This is a genomic window from Sphingobium sp. AP49, assembly GCF_000281715.2.
Lineage (GTDB): Bacteria > Pseudomonadota > Alphaproteobacteria > Sphingomonadales > Sphingomonadaceae > Sphingobium.
The window spans coordinates 2331813-2350646 of the sequence record NZ_CP124576.1; the positions used below are offsets into that span (position 1 = coordinate 2331813).

Below are 18834 nucleotides of genomic sequence, written 5' to 3' on the forward strand. Positions count from 1 at the left end.
GTGAGAGATTTGAGAACCGGGGCCTGAATGCAACTTGTCATCGTCGAATCGCCGGCCAAGGCGAAGACCATCGAGAAATATCTGGGTGGGGATTTCCATGTCCTCGCCAGCTACGGCCATATTCGTGACCTGCCGGCCAAGGATGGATCGGTGGACCCTGACGATGGTTTTGCCATGTCGTGGGAAAATTATGGCGACAAGGGCAAGCAGCTCAAGGCGATTACGGACGAGGCCAAGAAGGCCACGCGATTGATCCTCGCGACTGACCCTGATCGCGAAGGGGAAGCGATCAGCTGGCATGTGCAGGAAGTGCTGCGCGCCAAGAAGGCGCTGCCCTCCGTCGTGGACCGGGTGACGTTCAACGCGATCACCAAGGCGGCGGTGCTGGACGCGATGGCCAAGCCGCGCGCGCTGGACGAGGATCTGATCGACGCCTATCGGGCGCGCCGGGCGCTCGACTATCTGGTGGGCTTCACCCTGTCGCCGGTGCTGTGGCGCAAGCTGCCCGGCGCCAAGTCGGCCGGCCGCGTCCAGTCGGTCGCGCTGCGCCTGGTGGTGGAGCGCGAGCGCGAGATCGAAAGCTTCACCCCGCAGGAATATTGGTCGGTCGCGGCCGAAATGGAGCAGGGCGGGCAGGGCTTCACCGCGCGCCTCGTCCGCTGGAAGGGCGAGAAGATCGATCGCCTGACCATCGGCAAGGAAGGCGATGCCATGGCGGCCAAGGCCGATGTGGAGGCCGGCCGCTTCACCGTCGACAAGGTCGAGACCAAGCCGCTCACCCGCAATCCGCCGCCGCCCTTCACCACATCGACGCTGCAGCAGGAAGCCGCGCGCAAGCTCGGCTTCTCCGCCAGCCACACGATGCGGATCGCGCAGCAGCTCTACGAGGATGGCGCCATCACCTATATGCGTACCGACGGCGTGCAGATGGACGGCAGCGCCATCTCGGCCGCGCGCAAGGCGATCGCGGAGCGCTATGATGGCGGATACCTGCCCGAAAAGCCGCGCCAATATCAGACCAAGGCCAAGAATGCGCAGGAAGCGCATGAAGCCATCCGCCCGACCGAATTTTCCCGCGACAAGGTGGGGTCGGGCGATCATGCGCGCCTCTATGACCTGGTGTTCAAGCGCGCGCTGGCGAGCCAGATGGCGTCCGCCCGGCTGGAACGCACCACCATTGACATGGTCGACGGCAGCGGCAGCCATATGTTGCGCGCCACCGGCCAGGTGGTGATCTTCCCCGGCTTCCTGGCGCTCTACGAGGAAGGCCGCGACGATGCCGAGGATGACGACAGCAAGCTGCTGCCGCGCCTGAGCGAAGGGGATGCGCCGGCCAAGAAGAAGGTGAGCGCGGAGCAGCATTTCACCCAGCCGCCGCCGCGCTATTCCGAAGCGTCGCTGGTCAAGCGCCTGGAGGAACTGGGCATCGGTCGCCCGTCGACCTATGCCTCGACGCTGCAAGTTCTGAAGGACCGCGACTATGTCCGCGTCGAGAAGAACCGCTTCTTCGCCGAGGAGAGCGGGCGGCTGGTGACGGCCTTCCTGGAGCGCTTCTTCGAGCGTTATGTCTCCTATGATTTCACCGCGGGTCTTGAGGACGAGCTGGACGAGATTTCGGGTGGCCGCGCCCAGTGGCAGGAGGTGCTGGAAGCCTTCTGGAAGGACTTCAAGCCCAAGACCGCCGAGATCATGGAGCAGAAGCCGTCGGACATCACGGCCGAGCTGGACAAGTTCCTGGAGCCGATGCTGTTCCCGCCCAAGGCGGACGGCAGCAATCCGCGCGCCTGCCCGCTCTGTGCCGATGGCCAATTGTCGCTGCGCGGCGGCCGTTTTGGCGCGTTCATCGCCTGCTCCAACTATCCCGAGTGCAAATATACCCGAAAGTTCGGCCAGCCGGGCGGCAGCGATGGCGCCGATACCGGCCCCGAAATCCTGGGTCAGCATCCCGAGACCGGGCAGGACATTGTCAAGAAGTCCGGCCGCTTCGGTCCCTATATCGAGATGGGCGAGGGCAAGGAGGCCAAGCGCGGGTCGATCCCCAAGGATCTGCCCGATGGCGAGATGACGCTCGACTGGGCGGTCAAGCTGCTCAGCCTGCCGCGCGAGGTCGGCCTGCACCCGGAAACCGGCCTGCCGATCGTCGCCAATATCGGCCGCTTCGGTCCCTATCTGCTGCACGACGGCAAATATGGCCGCCTGTCCTCCACCGCCGAGATTTTCGAGGTGGGCATGAACATGGCGGTCGCCAAGCTTGCCGATGCGGCGAACAAGGGCGGCCGTGGCGGTTCGTCGCGCGAGCCATTGAAGGTGCTGGGCAAGCATCCGCGCACCGAGGCGGAGATCAAGCTGATGGCGGGCCGCTATGGCCCCTATGTCACCGACGGCACCACCAACGCGACCCTGCCCAAGACGATCGAGCAGGACGCGCTGACGCTGGAGGAAGCGGCCCAGCTCATCGACGCCCGCGCGGCGGCGGCCCCGGCCAAGAAGGGCAAGAAGGCGCCGGCGAAGAAGGCTGCTGCCAAGAAGCCGACGGCGAAGAAGGAAGCGGGCGAGAAGAAGCCCGCCGCCAAGAAGGCCCCGGCCAAGAAGAAGGCGGCGGCGGAATAATCCGCCACCGCCTCCGGTCATGTGCGGCGGGCGTCAGAAACGCTCGCCGACCATTTCCTCGCTTGCCAGCCACAGCGCTTCGGCCTTGATCGGGTCGAACGCATAGGGACGCACGCCGCCGCTGATCGAGAAAGCATCGCCATCGGTCGTTACCTCGGCGACATGGCAATCCTCGCAATAATGGCCGCCGACGGCTTCGGCGTCCGCGACGATCGCGGCCCAGACGGATGTGGCGGCGCCCTGCGGGATCGACTTGAACGCGAAGGGCGGGCGGCCGGCGGCTTCATTGACCTTCTGCACATTCTCCACCAGCGCGGCCATGTCGGCTTCGCTCATGTGACGGGCGAGTTCGGTCTGGATGCCGCCCGGGTGGACCGCCGTGGCGCGGACGCCGCGATCGCGATGGCGCCGGTCGAATTCGACCGCGAACAGGATGTTCGCCGTCTTCGACCGGCCATAGGCGATGAAGGGTTCATAGGCGGTGTGATCGAAATTGGGATCGTCGAGGTCGACATCGCTGAAACGATGCCCGGCCGAGGAGAGGGTGACGAGGCGCCCACCATCCTTGAGCAGGCCTGCAATCCGGTTGACCAGCAGGAAATGGCCCAGATGATTGGTGCCGAACTGGGTTTCAAAGCCATCGGCGGTCTTGCCGAGCGGGCAGGCCATGACACCGGCATTGCAGATGATGATATCGAATGGACGGCCGTCGGTGTTGAGCGCGTCGGCGCAGGCGCGGACGCTGGCGAAGGAAGCGAGGTCGAGTTCGACCAGTTCGAGCGATCCCCCCTGCGCGCCCGGCACGACCTGCCTCGTGGCGCGGCGGGCCTTGTCGAGGTCGCGGGCGGCGCCGACGACATCAGCGCCATGAGCAACCAGCACGCGCGCTGTCTCGACGCCAAGGCCGGCCGACACGCCGGTGACCAGGATGCGCTTGCCGCTGAGGTCGATGCCGTCGAGCACCTCGTCGGTGGTTGAATATTGTCCGAAAACCAGGCTCATCTCATTCTCCTTATCTGAAGAGCGAGCGGCAGATGGCGTGGCCCTTGCGGCTTTGCGCGCCGGATCGCCTCACTCTCTTGCCTGATCCTCTCAAAAGCGGGGCGGGATGCGGGGCTGGCCCTTGCATCGCTTTGCGCGCGCGCCGATCTTGCGGCCATGCAGGACCAACTCCAGAGCATGTGCGCGATTGCGCTGCGGCACCCGGACGCACGTCTCAGTCATCCGCGCGCCGGCATCTTCGTCGGCCACAGCACCACGCCGCCATCGCCGGGGGTGTTCGAGCCGATGGTCTGCGTCGTGTTGCAGGGGGCAAAGCAGGTGCTGATCGGCGACCAACTGCTGCGCTATGACAGCGCCAGCTATTTCGTTGCCACGCTGGACTTGCCGGCACAGGGCTGCATTGTAGAGGCGACGCCCGGCCAGCCCTATATCGGCGCGAGCATGGCGCTCAATCGCGATGTGCTGGCGCAATTGCTGTGCGAAGTGCCCGATCGGTCGGCGGGCGAGGCGACGGGGTTCATGGTGAGCGCCATGACGGAGGAATTGCTGGCGACCTGGCTGCGGCTGCTGTCGCTGTTCGACCGTCCGGAGGAAACGGCGATCCTGGGGCCGCTGATCGAGCGGGAATTGCTCTATCGGCTGCTGCAGGGGCCGCAGGGCGCGGTGCTGCGGCAATTGGCGCAGGCGGACAGTCGGTTGTCGCGCATTCGCGCGGCGATCGGCTGGATCCGCGAACATTTCGCCGCGCCGCTGCGGATCGAGGCGCTGGCCGAGATCGCCGGGATGAGCGCGGCCTCCTTCCACCGTCATTTCAAGGCGGCGACGGCGATGAGCCCGCTGCAATATCAGAAGGCGCTGCGCTTGCAGGAGGCGCGGCGATTGCTCATCACCCATGGCGATGCGGCCGCGACCGCCTATCGGGTCGGCTATGAAAGCCCCTCCCAGTTCAGTCGGGAATATGCGCGCATGTTCGGCAACCCGCCGCTGCGCGACGCGGCTCTGCTGCGTGGTTCGGAACCGGCCATCGCCTAGCCCCAATATTGCGCGGCGGCGATCAGCGCGCCGGCGGCCATGATGGCAGCGGCGATCCATTGGCTGCCCCGGTCCGGTGCAGGCGATGCCGTGGGCGCCGGTTCAGCTTCCAGCCGGCGGGTCAGGGCGCGCAGCAAGCGCGGGGCATCGTCGGCGATGCGCGAGAGTTCCAGCAGCAGGGCGACGGTCTTTTCGGGGGCGTGGGCCGCCGCGACCTGGTTCATCACCAGCCGGCCACGCGCTTTCTGGAGCGCCTGCGACAGGTCGAAGCCGGGCTGGATCGCGCCCAGCACCCCGTCCATGGTGATCAGCGCCTTGAAGATGAGGGCGAGGTCGGGCGGCAGGACCAGCCCCTCCTTGCGCAGCAGCGGGAAGAAGTCGGCGACCATGCGGGTCAGCACCAGCGGGCCGCTGCCATGGCGCGCGACCAGTTGCTCGGCGGCGTCCAGCACCCGGCCGGGATCGGGCGCGCTGGCCTTTGACCAGACCCGCAGCGTGTCGGCCAAGGTGCGCGCGTCGCCGGAGCGCAGCGAGAGGATGAAGGACAGGAATTCCCGTCGCCGACGCGCACTGACATGGCCGATCAGGCCCAGGTCGAGCAGGGCGAGCCGGTTGCCGGGCAGGCAGAGGAGATTGCCGGGATGCGGATCGCCATGGAAGCGGCCATGGACCAGCACCATGTCGAGGACCAGCGCAGCGCCAAGGTCGGCGATCGCGGCCGGATCGATGCCGACTGCGCGCAAAGCATCGCCGTCGCGCGGCGGCACGCCGTCGATATAGTCCATCACCAGCACGGTTTCGGCGCAATAGCGCCAGTGGATCGCCGGGATGACGATGGCCGGGTTGTCGGCCAGGTCTTCGCGCAGCCGGTCGGCATTGCGGCCTTCCTGGGTGAAATCCAGTTCCTCCAGCACGGTATCGAGCAATTGCTGCACCAGCGCCTGGGGCTGGAAACGTCGCGCCTCGCGGCTGCTGGCCTCGACGATGCCCGCCAGATGGGTGATGAGGCGCAGGTCCGCCTCCATCGCCTTGCGGATGCCGGGGCGGCGGATCTTGACCACCACCTCCTGCCCGTCGGTCAGGGTCGCGCGATGGACCTGCGCCATCGAGGCGGCGGCAAGGGGCGCGGTATCGAAGCGGGCGAAGGCGGTCTCGACCGGTTCGCCCAGCACGGCTTCGAGGCGCGGGCGAAGCTGGTCGAAGGGCAGGGTAGGGGCGTCGCTGTGCAGCTTGCCGAACTCGGCGATCCACGCTTCGGGCAGCAGATCCTGCCGCGTGGCGAGGATCTGGCCGAGCTTCACATAGGTCGGGCCGAGCGCTTCCATCGCCTGCCGGGTGCGGCGGGGCAGGTCGGGCGGATCGGCGGCCATGTTGTCGCCGTCCTTGGCCAGCCCCAGCCGGGCGAGCAGCATGTCGAGACCGAAGCGGGTCGCGACGCTGGTAATCTCGGCCAATCGTACGCGATCCCGCGTAGCCACCATGATGGTCTTGAGCATTCAGGCTCAACGACCGGGACCGGGATTATGTTTCGCTTGAGCAGCGAAGCGGGATCAGTCCACCCAGTCTAGGCCGATGTCGCGATAGATGAATCGGTCATCCTCCCAGTCTTCCTTCACCTTGACGTGGAGGTAGAGGTGAACCTTGACGCCCAGCAGTTCGGCCAGTTCGGCGCGCGCCTTGGAGCCGATTTCCTTCAGGCGCTGGCCGCCCTTGCCCAGCACGATCGCGCGCTGGCTGGTACGGCCGACCAGGATCTGCTGGTGGATCTCGACCGATCCGTCGTCCCGTTCCTTATACTGCTCGGTATCGACCGCGGCGGCATAAGGGAGTTCGGCGTGGAGCTGGTGGTATAGCTGCTCGCGCGTGATTTCGGCCGCAAGCATGCGGTCGGTCGCGTCGGACACCTGATCCTCGGGGAAGTGCCAGGGACCTTGGGGCATGGCCTTGGCAAAGGCGGACTTGAGTTCGGCCAAGCCGTCGCCGGTCGCTGCGGAAACGAAGAAGGTCTCCTCGATCTCCAACTGCTCATAGAGGCGCTGGGTGTGGACCAGCAGCTTCTCCTTGATCGCGATGTCGACCTTGTTGAGCACCAGCCACTTCTTTTCCGGCCGGGCGGCCAGCGCAGCGATGATGGGTTCCATCTTGGACCCAAGCCCCGCCTTGCCGTCGACAACCAGCACGATCAGGTCCGCGCCCTGTGCACCGCCCCAGGCGGCCTGCACCATCGCCCGGTCGAGCCGGCGCTTGGGCGCAAAGATGCCGGGCGTATCGACCAGAACCATCTGCGCGTTACCCTCGATCGCGACGCCCATGACGCGGGTGCGCGTGGTCTGCGCCTTGGGGCTGGTGATCGCCACCTTCTGCCCGACAAGCGCATTCACCAGCGTCGACTTGCCGGCATTGGGGGCGCCGACGATGGCGATGACACCACAGCGCTGATTTTCAAATTCGATGGTCAATCAAATGCTCCGTTCGCTCCACGCTGATGCGGGGAGACGTCTTCCTAAACCAAAATGAGTGGTGGGGACAGGCTCTAGCCCGCCAGTTGCTCCAGCAGCGCCTTGGCGGCGGCGGTCTCGGCTTCCTGCTTGGATCCGCCCGTCGCACTGGCCTCGCCCACGCCCTTGATCGATACGGTGACGGTGAAGCGCAGCGCATGATGCGGCCCGGACCGGTCCGTCATCACATATTCAGGCGGCTTGCGCTTGTTCGACGCGGCCCATTCCTGCAGCGCGGATTTAGGATGGCGCGGCGCGGCGGTCTGCGTGTCGACCCGGTCTCCCCACAGGCGGCGGACCAGCGCGCGCGCTTCGTCCAGTCCGGCCTCCAGATAGAGCGCGCCGATCAGCGCCTCCATCACATCGCCCAGCACATTGTCGCTGTCGGCGGCGCCATCATCGCGCGCCTGCTTGCCCAGCACCAGATGGGCGGGCACGCCGGCGATGCGAGCAACCGCCGCGCAGGTTTCGCCCGACACCAGTGCGTTGAAGCGGCGCGACAGCTTGCCCTCCGGCTCGTCCGGGAAGCGGGCATAGAGCCATTCGGCGATCAGCAGGCCCAGGATGCGGTCGCCCAGAAATTCCAGCCGTTCGTAATTTTCCGCCTTGGCACTGCCATGGGTCAGCGCTTGCGCAAAGGCTGTGGGGTTGATCGGCGCGCGGCCGATCAGCGCGGCCAGCCAACCCGCCGTGTCGGGCTTGCTCAAAAACCTTCCCCGATCCGGCTCCAGCGCGCGGCGGTGAACCAGGTCCAGGGCAGCAGCCAGTTGGCGCTGCCGTCGGTCGAGAAGACGGATACGAGCGCCTTGCCGACCAGATTTTCCTCGGGGACGAGGCCGATGCCACCGCCTTCGACCGCCGGGAAGCGGCTGTCGGCACTACGGTCGCGATTGTCGCCCATCATGAAGAGATGGCCTTCGGGGACCAGCACGGTGTCACGGTCGTCGGCGGCGCCATCGGGCACCAAGTCGAGGACATTGTAGCTCTTGCCGCCCGGCAACGTTTCGCGGAACTGGGGGTAGCGGCACTGCTTGCCACCGCCCGGCGCGGCCTGCTCGAATTCGGGGCGATAGCAGGGCGAGGGGCTGCCTTCCTTCTGTGCCGCATCTTCCATGTTGGGCGTCACCGGAATGACGAGGTCGGCGACCTTCTGCTTCGGGATTGCCTGGCCATTCAAATAGACGGTGCCGCCCCGCACCGAGACCATGTCGCCCGGCAGGCCGATCACCCGCTTGATATAGTCATTCTTCTGGCTCGGCGGTGCCTTGAACACGACGACATCGCCGCGCTGCGGCGTTGAGGCGAAGATGCGGCCAGGGATCAGCGGCACCGAGAAGGGCAGCGAATAGCGCGAATAGCCATAGGGCCATTTGGCGACCAGCAGATAGTCGCCGATCAAGAGGCGCGGCTGCATCGATTCCGAAGGGATGTTGAAGGGCGAGACGATGAAGCTGCGCAGGACGAACACGAACAACGCCAGCTTGGCGAGGAACCAGATGAAGTCCCGCGTTTCCGATTTTGCGCTCATGTCTGTCTTATGGTCCTTCACAATCGTGCGGCACTGCGGCCTGTCGCGGCTTTTGCGGGGTCGCCCGCGCCGCGTCAAGCGCGTGGACGATGCAATGCGTGCCGCTTTTGGATAAGGAGAGGAAGAATCGACCGGTGCAGCGTCGATATCGACCAACGACCAAGAGGATACCCCGCATGTCCAGTCCTGCACTGGCGGCCCTTGCCGCCCTGCCTCAAGCCGACCTCAAGACCATCTTCACGACCGATCCCGATCGCCTGTCGAAGCTGGTGCTGAGCCAGGGGCCGCTCCGTTTCGACTGGTCCAAGACCCATCTGACTGACGATCTGGTCGACGGCTTCCTCAAGCTGGCGGTGGAGCAGGATTTCGCGGGGCGTCGCGAGGCGCTGTTCGCGGGCGAGCCGGTCAACAATACCGAAGGCCGCGCCGCCGAGCACACCGCGCAGCGCGGTGTCGGCAATGCCGAGAGCGTGGCGCTGGCCAAGGCGCTGCACAACCGCACCCGCGCGCTGATCGACGCGATCGAGGCGGAAGCGCTCGGCCCGATCCGGCATATCCTGCATATCGGCATTGGCGGGTCGGCGCTCGGCCCGGACCTGATCGTCGATGCGCTGGGCGGCGACGGCATGCGCTATGATGTCGCGATCGTCTCCAATGTCGACGGCACGGCGCTGGAAAAGGCGATGGATGCCTTCGACCCCGACGCCACGCTGATCGCGATCGCGTCCAAGACCTTCACCACCAGCGAGACGATGCTGAATGCGGCTAGCGCGATCAACTGGATGGTCGAGGCGGGTGTCGAAGATCCCTATGGCAAGATCATCGCGCTGACCGCCGCGCCGGACAAGGCGATGGAATGGGGCGTCGACGAGACCCGCATCCTGCCCTTCCCCGAAAGCGTGGGCGGCCGCTATTCGCTGTGGTCGTCGATCGGCTTCCCCGCCGCGCTGGCGCTGGGCTGGGATGCGTTCGAGAGCCTGCTGGAGGGCGCGGCGGCGATGGACCGTCATTTCCAGCTGACCGCCCCGCGCGAGAATATCCCGCTGATCGCTGCCTTTGTCGATCAATATTATGCGCGCATCCTGGGCTGCGAGACGCGCGCATTGTTCGCCTATGACGAGCGGCTGGCGCTGTTGCCCTCCTATCTCCAGCAACTGGAGATGGAGAGCAATGGCAAGTCGGTGAAGCTGGACGGAACGCCGGTCGACGGGCCGACCGCGCCGATCACCTGGGGCGGTGTCGGCACCGATGCGCAGCACGCGGTGTTCCAGCTGCTGCACCAAGGCACGATCCTGACCCCGGTCGAGTTCATCGCCTCGATCGAGCCGGGCAATGCGCTCGACCCGGCGCATCATCGCGCGCTGCTGGTGAACTGCTTCGCCCAGGGCGCGGCGCTGATGCGCGGCAAGGACAATGCGGACCCGGCCCGCGCCTATGCCGGCAACCGCCCGTCGACCACCATCCTGATGGACGATGTGAACCCGCATGCCCTGGGGGCGCTGATCGCTTTCTACGAGCATCGCACCTTCGCCAATGCCGTGCTGATGGGGATCAACCCCTATGACCAGTTTGGCGTCGAGCTGGGCAAGGAGATCGCCAAGTCGATCGAGGCCAACGGACCGACCGGCTTCGACCCCTCGACCATGGCGCTGATCGAGATCGCTTTGGGCGAGTAATCCAATAACGTCCGTTCGTTTCGAGCGACGTCGGGATACCCTTCTCGACAGGCTCGAACCGAACGGCGGTTATGGAAATTCCCATTTGTAACTGCGCGGTCCAGCCGCCATATCCGCCGCCAAGCAAGATGGTGCGCCGAGCGGAGACTGGCATGAGCGATTATGATTTCGACCTTTTCGTCATCGGCGCAGGATCGGGCGGGGTGCGCGCATCGCGCGTCGCCGCGGCGCATGGCGCCAAGGTCGCAGTGGCCGAGGAATTTCGCGTCGGTGGCACCTGCGTCATTCGCGGCTGCGTGCCCAAGAAGCTGCTCATCTATGGCGCGCATTTCGCCGAGGATCTGAAGGACGCCCGCCGCTTTGGCTGGAATGTACCGGACTGCGGCTTTGAGTGGGCGACGCTGCGCGACAATGTGCTGGGCGAAGTCGACCGGCTGGAGGGACTCTACAAGAACACCCTGGGCAGTCACAAGGTCGAGCTGATCGCCGAGCGCGCGACGATCGTCGGGCCGCACCAGGTCAAGCTCGCCAGCGGGCGCGAAGTGACGGCCAAGGTCATCCTGGTCGCGACCGGTGCCTGGCCGCTGATCCCGGAAGTGGAGGGCGCCGAACATGGCATCACCTCCAACGAGGTGTTCCATCTGGATGACTGCCCCAAGCGCATCGTGATCGTCGGCGGCGGCTATATCGCCAATGAATTTGCCGGGATCTTCCATCAGTTGGGCAGCCATGTGACCATGGTCAATCGTGGCGGGACGCTGCTGCGCGGCTATGATGAACAGATCCGCGATCGCCTGCTCCAGATTTCGACGATGAAGGGGATTAATTTCCGCTTCAACGCGCAGATGGAGAAGATCGAGAAGATGGAGGACGGCACGCTGTGCGTCCACTTCAAGAATGGCGATCCGGTCGCGGCAGACATCGTGCTGTTCGCCACTGGGCGTCGTCCGCATAGCGACGGGCTGGGGCTGGAAACTGCCGGTGTCGAACTGGACGAGAAGGGCGCGATCAAGGTCGACGAATATAGCCGCACCAGTTGCGAGAGCATCTATGCGGTGGGCGATGTCACCGACCGGCTGCAACTGACCCCGGTGGCGATCCGCGAGGGTCATGCCTTTGCCGACACCGTGTTCGGCGACAATCCGCGCACCGTCGACTATAGCTGTGTGCCGTCGGCCGTGTTCAGCCATCCGCCCCTGGCGGGCGTCGGCCTGACCGAAGCGCAGGCGAAGAATAAATATGGCACGGTGAAGGTCTATACCTCCGACTTCCGGCCGATGAAGAATGTGCTGGCCGGGCGCGATGAGCGGGCGCTCTACAAGATGGTCGTGGACGCGACCACCAACAAGGTGATCGGCCTGCACATGATTGGCCCGGACGCGCCGGAAATCCTACAGGCAGCGGCCGTCGCGGTGAAGGCGGGCCTTACCAAGCAGGATTTCGACGATACCGTGGCGCTGCACCCCAGCATGGCCGAAGAGCTGGTGCTGCTGAAATAATCCTGCCCGCTTGCGGGGAGGGGGACCGCTGGCGAAGCCAGGGGGGGTGCCGTCGGGCCATCCCCCTCCGTCATCGCTAAGCGATGCCACCTCTCCGTGCTGGGGAGGATTGGAACGTCAAAACCAGCGCGTCGCGCCAGGCTGGCTGGGCGGGATCGACGGCGTGGATTTCGGTCACGCCGTGGAAGATGCGATGGTCGTCGATCAGCATCGCGTCGCCCGGCTGGGCCAAGGTGAATTCGCCCATCGGCGTGCCGTCGGCGGAGCCGATGCGGGTAACGCCTTCGCGCACGTTGCGGCGTTCGACCAGCATCACGAAGACCCGGTCGACGCCGTCGCGGTGCATCCCCTCGGGCGTCGGGCGACCCAGTTCGCCCGGCTTCGCCTCGATCCGGAACTGGTGCATCTCGACATGCCAGTGGCCCGATGACGCCGGATCGAAATGGCCGGCGCAGAATTCCAGCAGCGCTTGCGTTACCGGCAGCGCGACGGTCGTATCCTCGACCGGATCGAACCAGCGCTGCACATCGCCGTTCAGCGGGTTATAGTCGCGGCTCTGATAATGGGGCTGGTGCGGCTGGCGGCTGAATTGCCCGGCGGAGCAGTGAAAGGTGGCGTGGCGTCGGCGGCGATAACGGCCTCCATCGGCCATGAACAGGTCGGGGCCAAGATCGTCCCAGCTGCGGGCAAAGGGCGCCCAGTCGGCCGCGCTGATATCCAGTTGGCGCAACAGGTGGGCGCCGGCCAGGCGGGCATAGCCATCCTGTTCCAGCGTCTGGTCGATGGTGGGCAGGCAGTCCGTATCGCTCATTTCCATCCTCATAGGCAGAGGAGGAAACGAGCGACAGGGCCAGTTGCCACAAGCAGGATACAGGAAAAGCCGTTCGTCCTGAGTAGCCATTGAGCGAAGTCGAAATGGCATATCGAAGGATGCTTCGATATGGGACTTCGACAGGCTCAGTCCCTACTCAGCACGAACGGTTACTGGTTTTCCAAGCCGTCAGTAGATCGTGGGCACCATGCCGCCTTCGACCTTGACTGCCGCGCCGTTAGTGGCGGCGGCCAGCGGGCTGGCGAGATAGGCGGTCATCGCGCCGACTTCATCGGCCTCGATCAGCCGCTTGATCAGCGAGAGCGGGCGCAGCTTGGTGAAGAATTCGGCCTCTCGCTCGGCTTCGGACGCGTCCTTGTTCTCGACCACGGAGCGGATGAATTCGACAATGCCCTCTGAGCGCGTCGGGCCAGGCAGCACCGAGTTGACGGTGACGCCGGTGCCGCGCGTATGTTCGGCAAGGCCCCGCGAAATGGCGAGCTGGGCCGACTTGGTCATGCCATAATGGATCATCTCGGCGGGCGGCAGCAGGCCGCTTTCGCTGGCGATGAACAGGACGCGACCCCAGTTCTTGGCCAGCATCTTCGGGAAATAATGGCGGGCAAGGCGGGCGCCGCTCACGACATTGACCTCGAACAGATGGTGCCAGTCCGCGTCGGTGATGTCGGTGAAATCCTTGGCCTCGTAGATGCCGAGATTGTTGACGAGAATGTCGATGTCCGGGACGGCGGCGATCAGCGCGTCGGCGCCCGCGGCGGTGGCGGGATCGGCCAGGACCGGACGGACGGTGCCAGCCTGCGACAGTTCGGCGGCGGCGGCGTCCAGCTTGGCCTGGTTGCGGCCGGTGATGACGACCTCAACCCCTTCCTGGGCCAGACGCCTGGCGATCGCGAAGCCGATGCCGGCGGTCGATCCGGTGACGAGGGCGGTCTTGCCCGAAAGCTGAAGATCCATGTCTTGTTCCTCTGAAAGTGACAGCGAAGTTGACACCTAGATAGACTATTTATCATTGGTGATTAGATTGCACTTTCGCATTTCAGAAGTGATTTGAAATCATGGACAACCGATTCGGCGATATCGAAACCTTCCTGATGGTGGCGGGCGAGGGCAGCCTGGCGGCGGCTGCCAAGGCGCTGCGCCTGACGCCGTCGGCGGTCAGCCGGTCGATCGCCCGGCTGGAGCAGCGGCTGGGCGTTACCCTGTTGCGGCGGACGACCCGCGCACTGGCGCTGACGCCGGAGGGTGTCACCTATCGCGACCGAATGGCGGTGCTGGTCGGCGACATGATGGAATTGGAGGCCGGGCTGGGCGAGGATCGCACCACGCCGCGCGGGCTGTTGCGGATCAACGCCTCCCCCTCCTTCGGCATCGAATGTCTGATCCCGATCCTGCCGGGCTTTCGCGAACGCTATCCGGCGGTGACGGTGGACCTGACCCTGTCCGACACGATCGTCGACCTGGTCGAGGAACGCGCCGACATCGCCATCCGCATCGGTCCGCTGCGCGATACCAGTTTGCGGGCGAAGAAGCTGGGCCATAGCGCGATGGTGCTGGTGGCAAGCCCGGCCTATCTCGCCCGGCGCGGCACGCCCCAAACGCCGGACGATCTGGACGATCATGACTGTCTGCGTTTCAGTTTCCGCCGCTCGGTCGATGGCTGGCCGTTCCGCATCGGCGGGCGCGTGGTGCAGCGGCCGGTCCAGGGCAGTTTCTACGGCAATTCGGGCGAGGTGGTACGCCAGATGGCGGTCGCCGGCGGCGGCATCGCCCGGCACGGTCATTTCCATGTGGCCAGCGACCTGCGGGCCGGACGGCTGGTGGAGGTGCTGGCCGACTATAATCCCGGCGATGGCGAGGATATCCACGCCCTCTATGCGGCGGAAGACCGCACGGCGGCGCGTGTGCGCGCCTTCCTCGACCATCTGGACGAGGCGATGGTGATCGCGACGGGGGTACCGCCATCATAGGCAGCCGCTATGGCTGCCCTCAATAATGCTATTTTACCCTCTGTTCCTTTCCGCTCATGAACGGAAAGGAACAGAGGGGAATGCCATGCCCGTGGAATTGTGTCGTCGCCATGTCCTGATGTCGGCGGCCGCGTTGATGAGCAGCCTGGCGGCGACCGCGCCTGGCGCCGTCGTGAGACGGCATCCGCTGGCGCGGGTCATTGTGGACAATGATTTTGCCGGCGATCCCGACGGGCTGTTCCAACTGGCCCATCATCTGCTCTGCCGATCGGTCGATTTGCCGCTGATTGTCTGTTCCCATCTTCCCCCGGCGTTCGGTGGCCCTGCTTCGGCGACGGCTGCAGCTGAAAAGGTGGGGAAACTGCTGGATGTGATGAAGCTTGATGGACGATATAGCGTCGTGGCAGGCGCCGAACGATCTTTTCCGTCTGGTGCCGCCTGGAAGCCCAGCCCGGCAACGGCGGCCATCGTCCGCGAGGCGATGCGGGAGGACCGGCGGGAGCCGCTTTACTATGCCGCTGGCGCTGGATTGACCGAACTGGCGTTGGCCTGGCGGGCGGAGCCGCGCATCGGGCCGCGCATAACGCTGGTGTGGATCGGTGGCGGTGAGCATCCGGGTGTCGCCTATCCGCCACCCGGGCCAGCCGAACCGGAGTTTAATTTTTCGATCGATCCGACTGCGGCACAGATCATCTTCAATGAATCCGATATCGAAATCTGGCAGGTACCCCGTGACGCCTATCGCCAGATGCTGTTTTCGACGGCCGAGATGGAGGATATGGCGGCGGGCAGCGCGTTGGGGCGCTATCTCAAGGATCGATTGGACGAGATGGCGGCGATGCTGGCGACCATCCCGGGCTTTCCGCCGACACCCGACGCGGATGTCTATGTCCTGGGCGACAGTCCTCTGGTGACATTGACGGCCCTGATGACGCCACTGCAACCCGATCCGGCTTCCAGCCGCTATCTGCGCCAGCCGACTCCCCATCTCAACGAGGACGGCAGCTATCATGACCGTCCGGATGGGCGGGCTATGCGGGTCTACACCGCCATCGATGCCGCGCTGACCTTCCGCGACATGGTCCACAAATTTGCCCGGCCGTTGGGCTGATAAATTCAGCCGATCCAGTAGGGCACGATCTGGCGATTGTCGGGGTCGACATGGATCGGCCGGTCGGCCGGCGGGAAGGCGCGCTGGTCGCAGCTCTGGCGTGAGCAGAGGCGGCAGGTAATGCCGATCGGCGTCGCAGCCCCTTCCTCCTGCAGATGCAGGCCGTCGGCATAGACGAAGTTCGCGGCATGGGCGACCTCGCAGCCCAGCACCACGGCAAAGCGGCGCGGGGTGCGCTGGTAGCTGCCCGATGGCTTCACCAGCCCCTTCGCCATGGAGACATAGCGCACGCCGTCCGGGGTCTCGCCCAGCTGGACGTTGATCCGGTCGGGCACGGCGACCGCCTCATGCACGTTCCACAGCGGGCAGGCGCCGCCGAAGCGGGCGAATTGCAGGCGGGTGGCGCTGTGCCGCTTGGTGATGTTGCCGGCCATGTCGACCCGGCAGAAGAAGAAGGGGATGCCGCGCAGCCCGGGGCGCTGGAGCGTCGAGAGGCGGTGGCAGGCCTGCTCGAAACTGACGCCGAAGGTGCGGGCGAGCCGGTCGATATCATGGCGCATCGCCCGTGCCGCCTCGCGGAAGAGGGCATAGGGCATGAGCAGCGCGCCGGCGGCATAATTGCCAAGGCCAATCGCCAGCAAACGGTCGGCGCCCATGACGGGCAGGGCGGCCTTGCGCACGACGTCGGCGATAACCGCCTGTCCTTCCAGCATCATCAGCTGATGGGCGAGCATGAACTTGCGGCTCTCGGTCGGCAGGGCGGCGTTGACGAACAGTCGCTTGTCGGCGGCGCTATAGGCGCGCAGCGCGCTATCGGGCGTCTCGGCGATCAGTGTTTCGATACCATGGCGGCGGGCCAGCGCCTCGACCAGCATGCCCTCGTCCAGCGTCTGCCCCTGGGTGAAGCTTTCCGCCATCTCCTCGGCCAGGCAGTCGATGGCGTGGACATAATTACCTGCCTCGTGAAACCAGTCGCGCGCCGCTTCCCACGGCAGGCGCGCCTGCACCTCATGATCGTTGGCGATCGCCTCCTCGATCATGTTGATCCGCTCATTGGCGCGCATATGAGCGTTGTAGAGATCGACATAGCGGGCGGCGAATTCGGGAAATTGCAGGTGCAGCTTCTCGATCCGCTCCGGCTCCAGAGCGGGGCCGGGCAGTTCGGGGTGGGACAGGGCAAAGGCGAAGGCGCCGAGCAACTGTTCGTCCTCGCGGCTGTCGAAGCTGGCCCAGTCGGTCGGGAAGGCGTTGGCGAGCGCGGCCTTGACCTTGGCGGTCAGCGGGCGATCGTCATTCTCCATCTGTGAAAGATAGGAGACCGAAATGCCCAGCGCCTGCGCCATCGTCGCCTGATCCATGCGATGGTCCAGGCGCAGCTGGCGCAATCTTGGTCCTGCGAAGATGCGATTGCCGCGTGCCATGATTGCAGCCATAATTTGCGAAGTCGTGATTTGCAAATTAGCAAATTCGCATTTGCGAAAATTCCCAAAGACGGGAAGAGGGCGACTATAACAAGTCGGTGACCTGACCGGAGAGAATGCGTTTATGTCGAAGCTCGCCATCATCGAACAGCTGGAAGCCAAGCGCGAAGGCGCCCGCATGGGCGGCGGCCAGCGCCGCATCGACGCCCAGCACGCCAAGGGCAAGCTGACCGCGCGGGAGCGGATCGAAGTGCTGCTGGACGAGGACAGCTTTGAAGAGCTGGACATGTATGTCGAGCATAATTGCATCGATTTCGGCATGGACGAACAGCATATTCCGGGCGACGGCGTCGTCACCGGATCGGGCACGATCAACGGCCGCCTCGTCTTCGTCTTCAGCCAGGATTTCACCGTCTATGGCGGCGCGGTGTCGGAACGGCACGCGATGAAGATCTGCAAGATCATGGACATGGCGCTGAAGGTCGGCGCGCCGGTGATCGGCCTCAACGATAGCGGCGGCGCCCGCATCCAGGAGGGCGTCGCCTCGCTCGCCGGCTATGCCGAGATTTTCCAGCGCAATGTGCTGGCGTCGGGCGTGGTGCCGCAGATCAGCGTCATCATGGGGCCGTGCGCGGGCGGCGCGGTCTATTCGCCCGCCATGACCGACTTCATCTTCATGGTGAAGGACAGCAGCTTCATGTTCGTGACCGGGCCTGACGTGGTCAAGACCGTCACCAACGAGGTGGTGACCCAGGAGGAACTGGGCGGCGCGATCACCCACACCACCAAGTCGGGCGTGGCCGACGTGGCGTTCGAGAATGATCTGGAAGCGCTGCTGGCGGTGCGTGACTTCGTCGACTTCCTGCCGGCGTCGAACAAGGAGCCGGTGCCCGAGCGGCCGAGCGCGGACCCGTGGGACCGGCTGGAGGACAGCCTCGATACGCTGATCCCGGCCAATGCCAACCAGCCCTATGACATGCACGAGCTGATCCGCAAGGTGGTGGACGAAGGCGACTTCTTCGAGGTGCAGCCGGCCCATGCGGGCAATATCCTGTGCGGTTTCGGCCGGATCGAGGGCAAGACGGTGGGCATCATCGCCAACCAGCCGATGGTGCTGGCCGGCGTGCTGGACATCAACTCGTCCAAGAAGGCGGGGCGGTTCGTGCGCTTCTGCGATGCGTTCGAAATCCCGATCGTCACCTTTGTCGACGTGCCGGGTTTCCTGCCGGGCACCGCGCAGGAACATAGCGGCATCATCAAGCATGGTGCCAAGCTGCTCTTCGCCTATGCCGAGGCGACCGTGCCCAAGATCACCGTCATCACCCGCAAGGCCTATGGCGGCGCCTATGATGTGATGAGTTCCAAGCATTTGCGCGGCGACTTGAACTATGCCTGGCCGACCGCCGAGATCGCGGTGATGGGTGCCAAGGGCGCGGTCGAGATCATCTTCCGCGGCAAGACGCCCGAAGAGATTGCCGAAAAGACCAAGGAATATGAAGACCGCTTCGCCAACCCCTTCGTGGCGGCGAGCAAGGGCTTCATCGACGAGGTGATCCAGCCCCACTCGACCCGCAAGCGGATCGCGCTGGGCTTGCGCAAGCTGCGCAACAAGGCGCTGGAGAACCCCTGGAAGAAGCACGACAATATTCCGCTGTGAT

The 18834-nt window shown here is 65.1% G+C and carries 15 protein-coding genes; 7 read left to right on the forward strand and 8 right to left on the reverse strand.

The genetic code is table 11. The features are described from left to right. Positions 1–27 precede the first annotated feature (27 nt). Positions 28–2610 carry a type I DNA topoisomerase gene (gene topA, locus PMI04_RS11315; RefSeq protein WP_283184777.1) on the forward strand — a complete coding sequence of 861 codons (2583 nt, stop codon included), beginning with the start codon at positions 28–30 and terminating at the stop codon, positions 2608–2610. A gap of 33 nt (positions 2611–2643) precedes the next feature. Here topA and PMI04_RS11320 read toward each other — a convergent pair whose 3' ends face one another. Further along, positions 2644–3612, reverse strand: a complete 969-nt coding sequence (locus PMI04_RS11320; RefSeq protein ID WP_007705260.1) for an SDR family NAD(P)-dependent oxidoreductase — start codon at positions 3610–3612, stop codon at positions 2644–2646. Positions 3613–3768: 156 nt separating this feature from the next. On the opposite strand from PMI04_RS11320, the gene PMI04_RS11325 reads away from it, so the two are divergent. Then, positions 3769–4644 (forward strand): AraC family transcriptional regulator, encoded by an 876-nt coding sequence (locus PMI04_RS11325; protein WP_007705262.1) that lies wholly within the window; start codon positions 3769–3771, stop codon positions 4642–4644. Here the strand turns inward: PMI04_RS11325 and PMI04_RS11330 are convergent. From PMI04_RS11330 to lepB, 4 genes are all read right to left on the reverse strand, one after another. Continuing rightward, complete coding sequence (locus PMI04_RS11330) at positions 4641–6140, reverse strand: AarF/UbiB family protein (RefSeq protein WP_007705266.1); 1500 nt, start codon at positions 6138–6140, stop codon at positions 4641–4643. The two genes, PMI04_RS11325 and PMI04_RS11330, sit on opposite strands and share 4 nt — an antisense overlap. A gap of 54 nt (positions 6141–6194) precedes the next feature. After that, entirely contained in the window at positions 6195–7103 is a 909-nt protein-coding gene (gene era / locus PMI04_RS11335; RefSeq protein ID WP_007705269.1) for a GTPase Era, read from the reverse strand. A gap of 74 nt (positions 7104–7177) precedes the next feature. Further along, complete coding sequence (gene rnc / locus PMI04_RS11340) at positions 7178–7849, reverse strand: ribonuclease III (RefSeq protein WP_007705271.1); 672 nt, start codon at positions 7847–7849, stop codon at positions 7178–7180. Then, entirely contained in the window at positions 7846–8670 is an 825-nt protein-coding gene (gene lepB, locus PMI04_RS11345) for a signal peptidase I (RefSeq protein WP_007705273.1), read from the reverse strand. The genes rnc and lepB overlap by 4 nt, the downstream gene beginning before the upstream one ends. Before the next feature lie 176 nt (positions 8671–8846). Here lepB and pgi point away from each other — a divergent pair, with 176 nt between their 5' ends. Further along, positions 8847–10346: a glucose-6-phosphate isomerase gene (gene pgi / locus PMI04_RS11350; protein ID WP_007705275.1), complete on the forward strand. Its 1500-nt coding sequence runs from the start codon at positions 8847–8849 to the stop codon at positions 10344–10346. A 152-nt stretch (positions 10347–10498) separates the two neighbouring features. Then, entirely contained in the window at positions 10499–11845 is a 1347-nt protein-coding gene (gene gor / locus PMI04_RS11355) for a glutathione-disulfide reductase (RefSeq protein ID WP_007705277.1), read from the forward strand. A gap of 76 nt (positions 11846–11921) precedes the next feature. Here the strand turns inward: gor and PMI04_RS11360 are convergent, their stop codons facing one another. Both PMI04_RS11360 and PMI04_RS11365 read right to left on the reverse strand, forming a co-directional pair. Beyond that, positions 11922–12656, reverse strand: a complete 735-nt coding sequence (locus tag PMI04_RS11360; RefSeq protein WP_007705280.1) for a 2OG-Fe dioxygenase family protein — start codon at positions 12654–12656, stop codon at positions 11922–11924. A gap of 189 nt (positions 12657–12845) precedes the next feature. Then, positions 12846–13631 (reverse strand): SDR family oxidoreductase, encoded by a 786-nt coding sequence (locus PMI04_RS11365; RefSeq protein ID WP_007705283.1) that lies wholly within the window; start codon positions 13629–13631, stop codon positions 12846–12848. 101 nt (positions 13632–13732) lie between these two features. Here PMI04_RS11365 and PMI04_RS11370 point away from each other — a divergent pair, with 101 nt between their 5' ends. Continuing rightward, complete coding sequence (locus tag PMI04_RS11370) at positions 13733–14644, forward strand: LysR family transcriptional regulator (RefSeq protein ID WP_007705286.1); 912 nt, start codon at positions 13733–13735, stop codon at positions 14642–14644. 85 nt (positions 14645–14729) lie between these two features. Further along, the gene (locus PMI04_RS11375; protein ID WP_007705289.1) at positions 14730–15755 is read left to right on the forward strand and encodes a nucleoside hydrolase; all 1026 of its coding nucleotides are present in this window, start codon (positions 14730–14732) and stop codon (positions 15753–15755) included. Between the two features lie 5 nt (positions 15756–15760). Here PMI04_RS11375 and PMI04_RS11380 read toward each other — a convergent pair whose 3' ends face one another. Further along, entirely contained in the window at positions 15761–17176 is a 1416-nt protein-coding gene (locus PMI04_RS11380; protein ID WP_037485357.1) for a helix-turn-helix transcriptional regulator, read from the reverse strand. Between the two features lie 124 nt (positions 17177–17300). Here PMI04_RS11380 and PMI04_RS11385 point away from each other — a divergent pair, with 124 nt between their 5' ends. Further along, on the forward strand, positions 17301–18833 hold the full coding sequence (locus PMI04_RS11385) for an acyl-CoA carboxylase subunit beta (RefSeq protein ID WP_007705299.1): 1533 nt from the start codon (positions 17301–17303) through the stop codon (positions 18831–18833). Position 18834: the final 1 nt, after the last annotated feature.

What these genes read in the sequence shown, in the direction of transcription:
- PMI04_RS11360 (WP_007705280.1), bottom strand. Translation starts at nt 12,656, where the DNA reads ATGAGCGATACGGACTGCCTGCCCACCATCGACCAGACGCTGGAACAG.
- PMI04_RS11375 (WP_007705289.1), top strand. Translation starts at nt 14,730, where the DNA reads ATGCCCGTGGAATTGTGTCGTCGCCATGTCCTGATGTCGGCGGCCGCG.
- PMI04_RS11370 (WP_007705286.1), top strand. Translation starts at nt 13,733, where the DNA reads ATGGACAACCGATTCGGCGATATCGAAACCTTCCTGATGGTGGCGGGC.
- pgi (WP_007705275.1), top strand. Translation starts at nt 8,847, where the DNA reads ATGTCCAGTCCTGCACTGGCGGCCCTTGCCGCCCTGCCTCAAGCCGAC.
- PMI04_RS11365 (WP_007705283.1), bottom strand. Translation starts at nt 13,631, where the DNA reads ATGGATCTTCAGCTTTCGGGCAAGACCGCCCTCGTCACCGGATCGACC.
- PMI04_RS11385 (WP_007705299.1), top strand. Translation starts at nt 17,301, where the DNA reads ATGTCGAAGCTCGCCATCATCGAACAGCTGGAAGCCAAGCGCGAAGGC.
- PMI04_RS11380 (WP_037485357.1), bottom strand. Translation starts at nt 17,176, where the DNA reads ATGGCACGCGGCAATCGCATCTTCGCAGGACCAAGATTGCGCCAGCTG.
- PMI04_RS11320 (WP_007705260.1), bottom strand. Translation starts at nt 3,612, where the DNA reads ATGAGCCTGGTTTTCGGACAATATTCAACCACCGACGAGGTGCTCGAC.
- PMI04_RS11330 (WP_007705266.1), bottom strand. Translation starts at nt 6,140, where the DNA reads ATGCTCAAGACCATCATGGTGGCTACGCGGGATCGCGTACGATTGGCC.
- lepB (WP_007705273.1), bottom strand. Translation starts at nt 8,670, where the DNA reads ATGAGCGCAAAATCGGAAACGCGGGACTTCATCTGGTTCCTCGCCAAG.
- gor (WP_007705277.1), top strand. Translation starts at nt 10,499, where the DNA reads ATGAGCGATTATGATTTCGACCTTTTCGTCATCGGCGCAGGATCGGGC.
- PMI04_RS11325 (WP_007705262.1), top strand. Translation starts at nt 3,769, where the DNA reads ATGCAGGACCAACTCCAGAGCATGTGCGCGATTGCGCTGCGGCACCCG.
- topA (WP_283184777.1), top strand. Translation starts at nt 28, where the DNA reads ATGCAACTTGTCATCGTCGAATCGCCGGCCAAGGCGAAGACCATCGAG.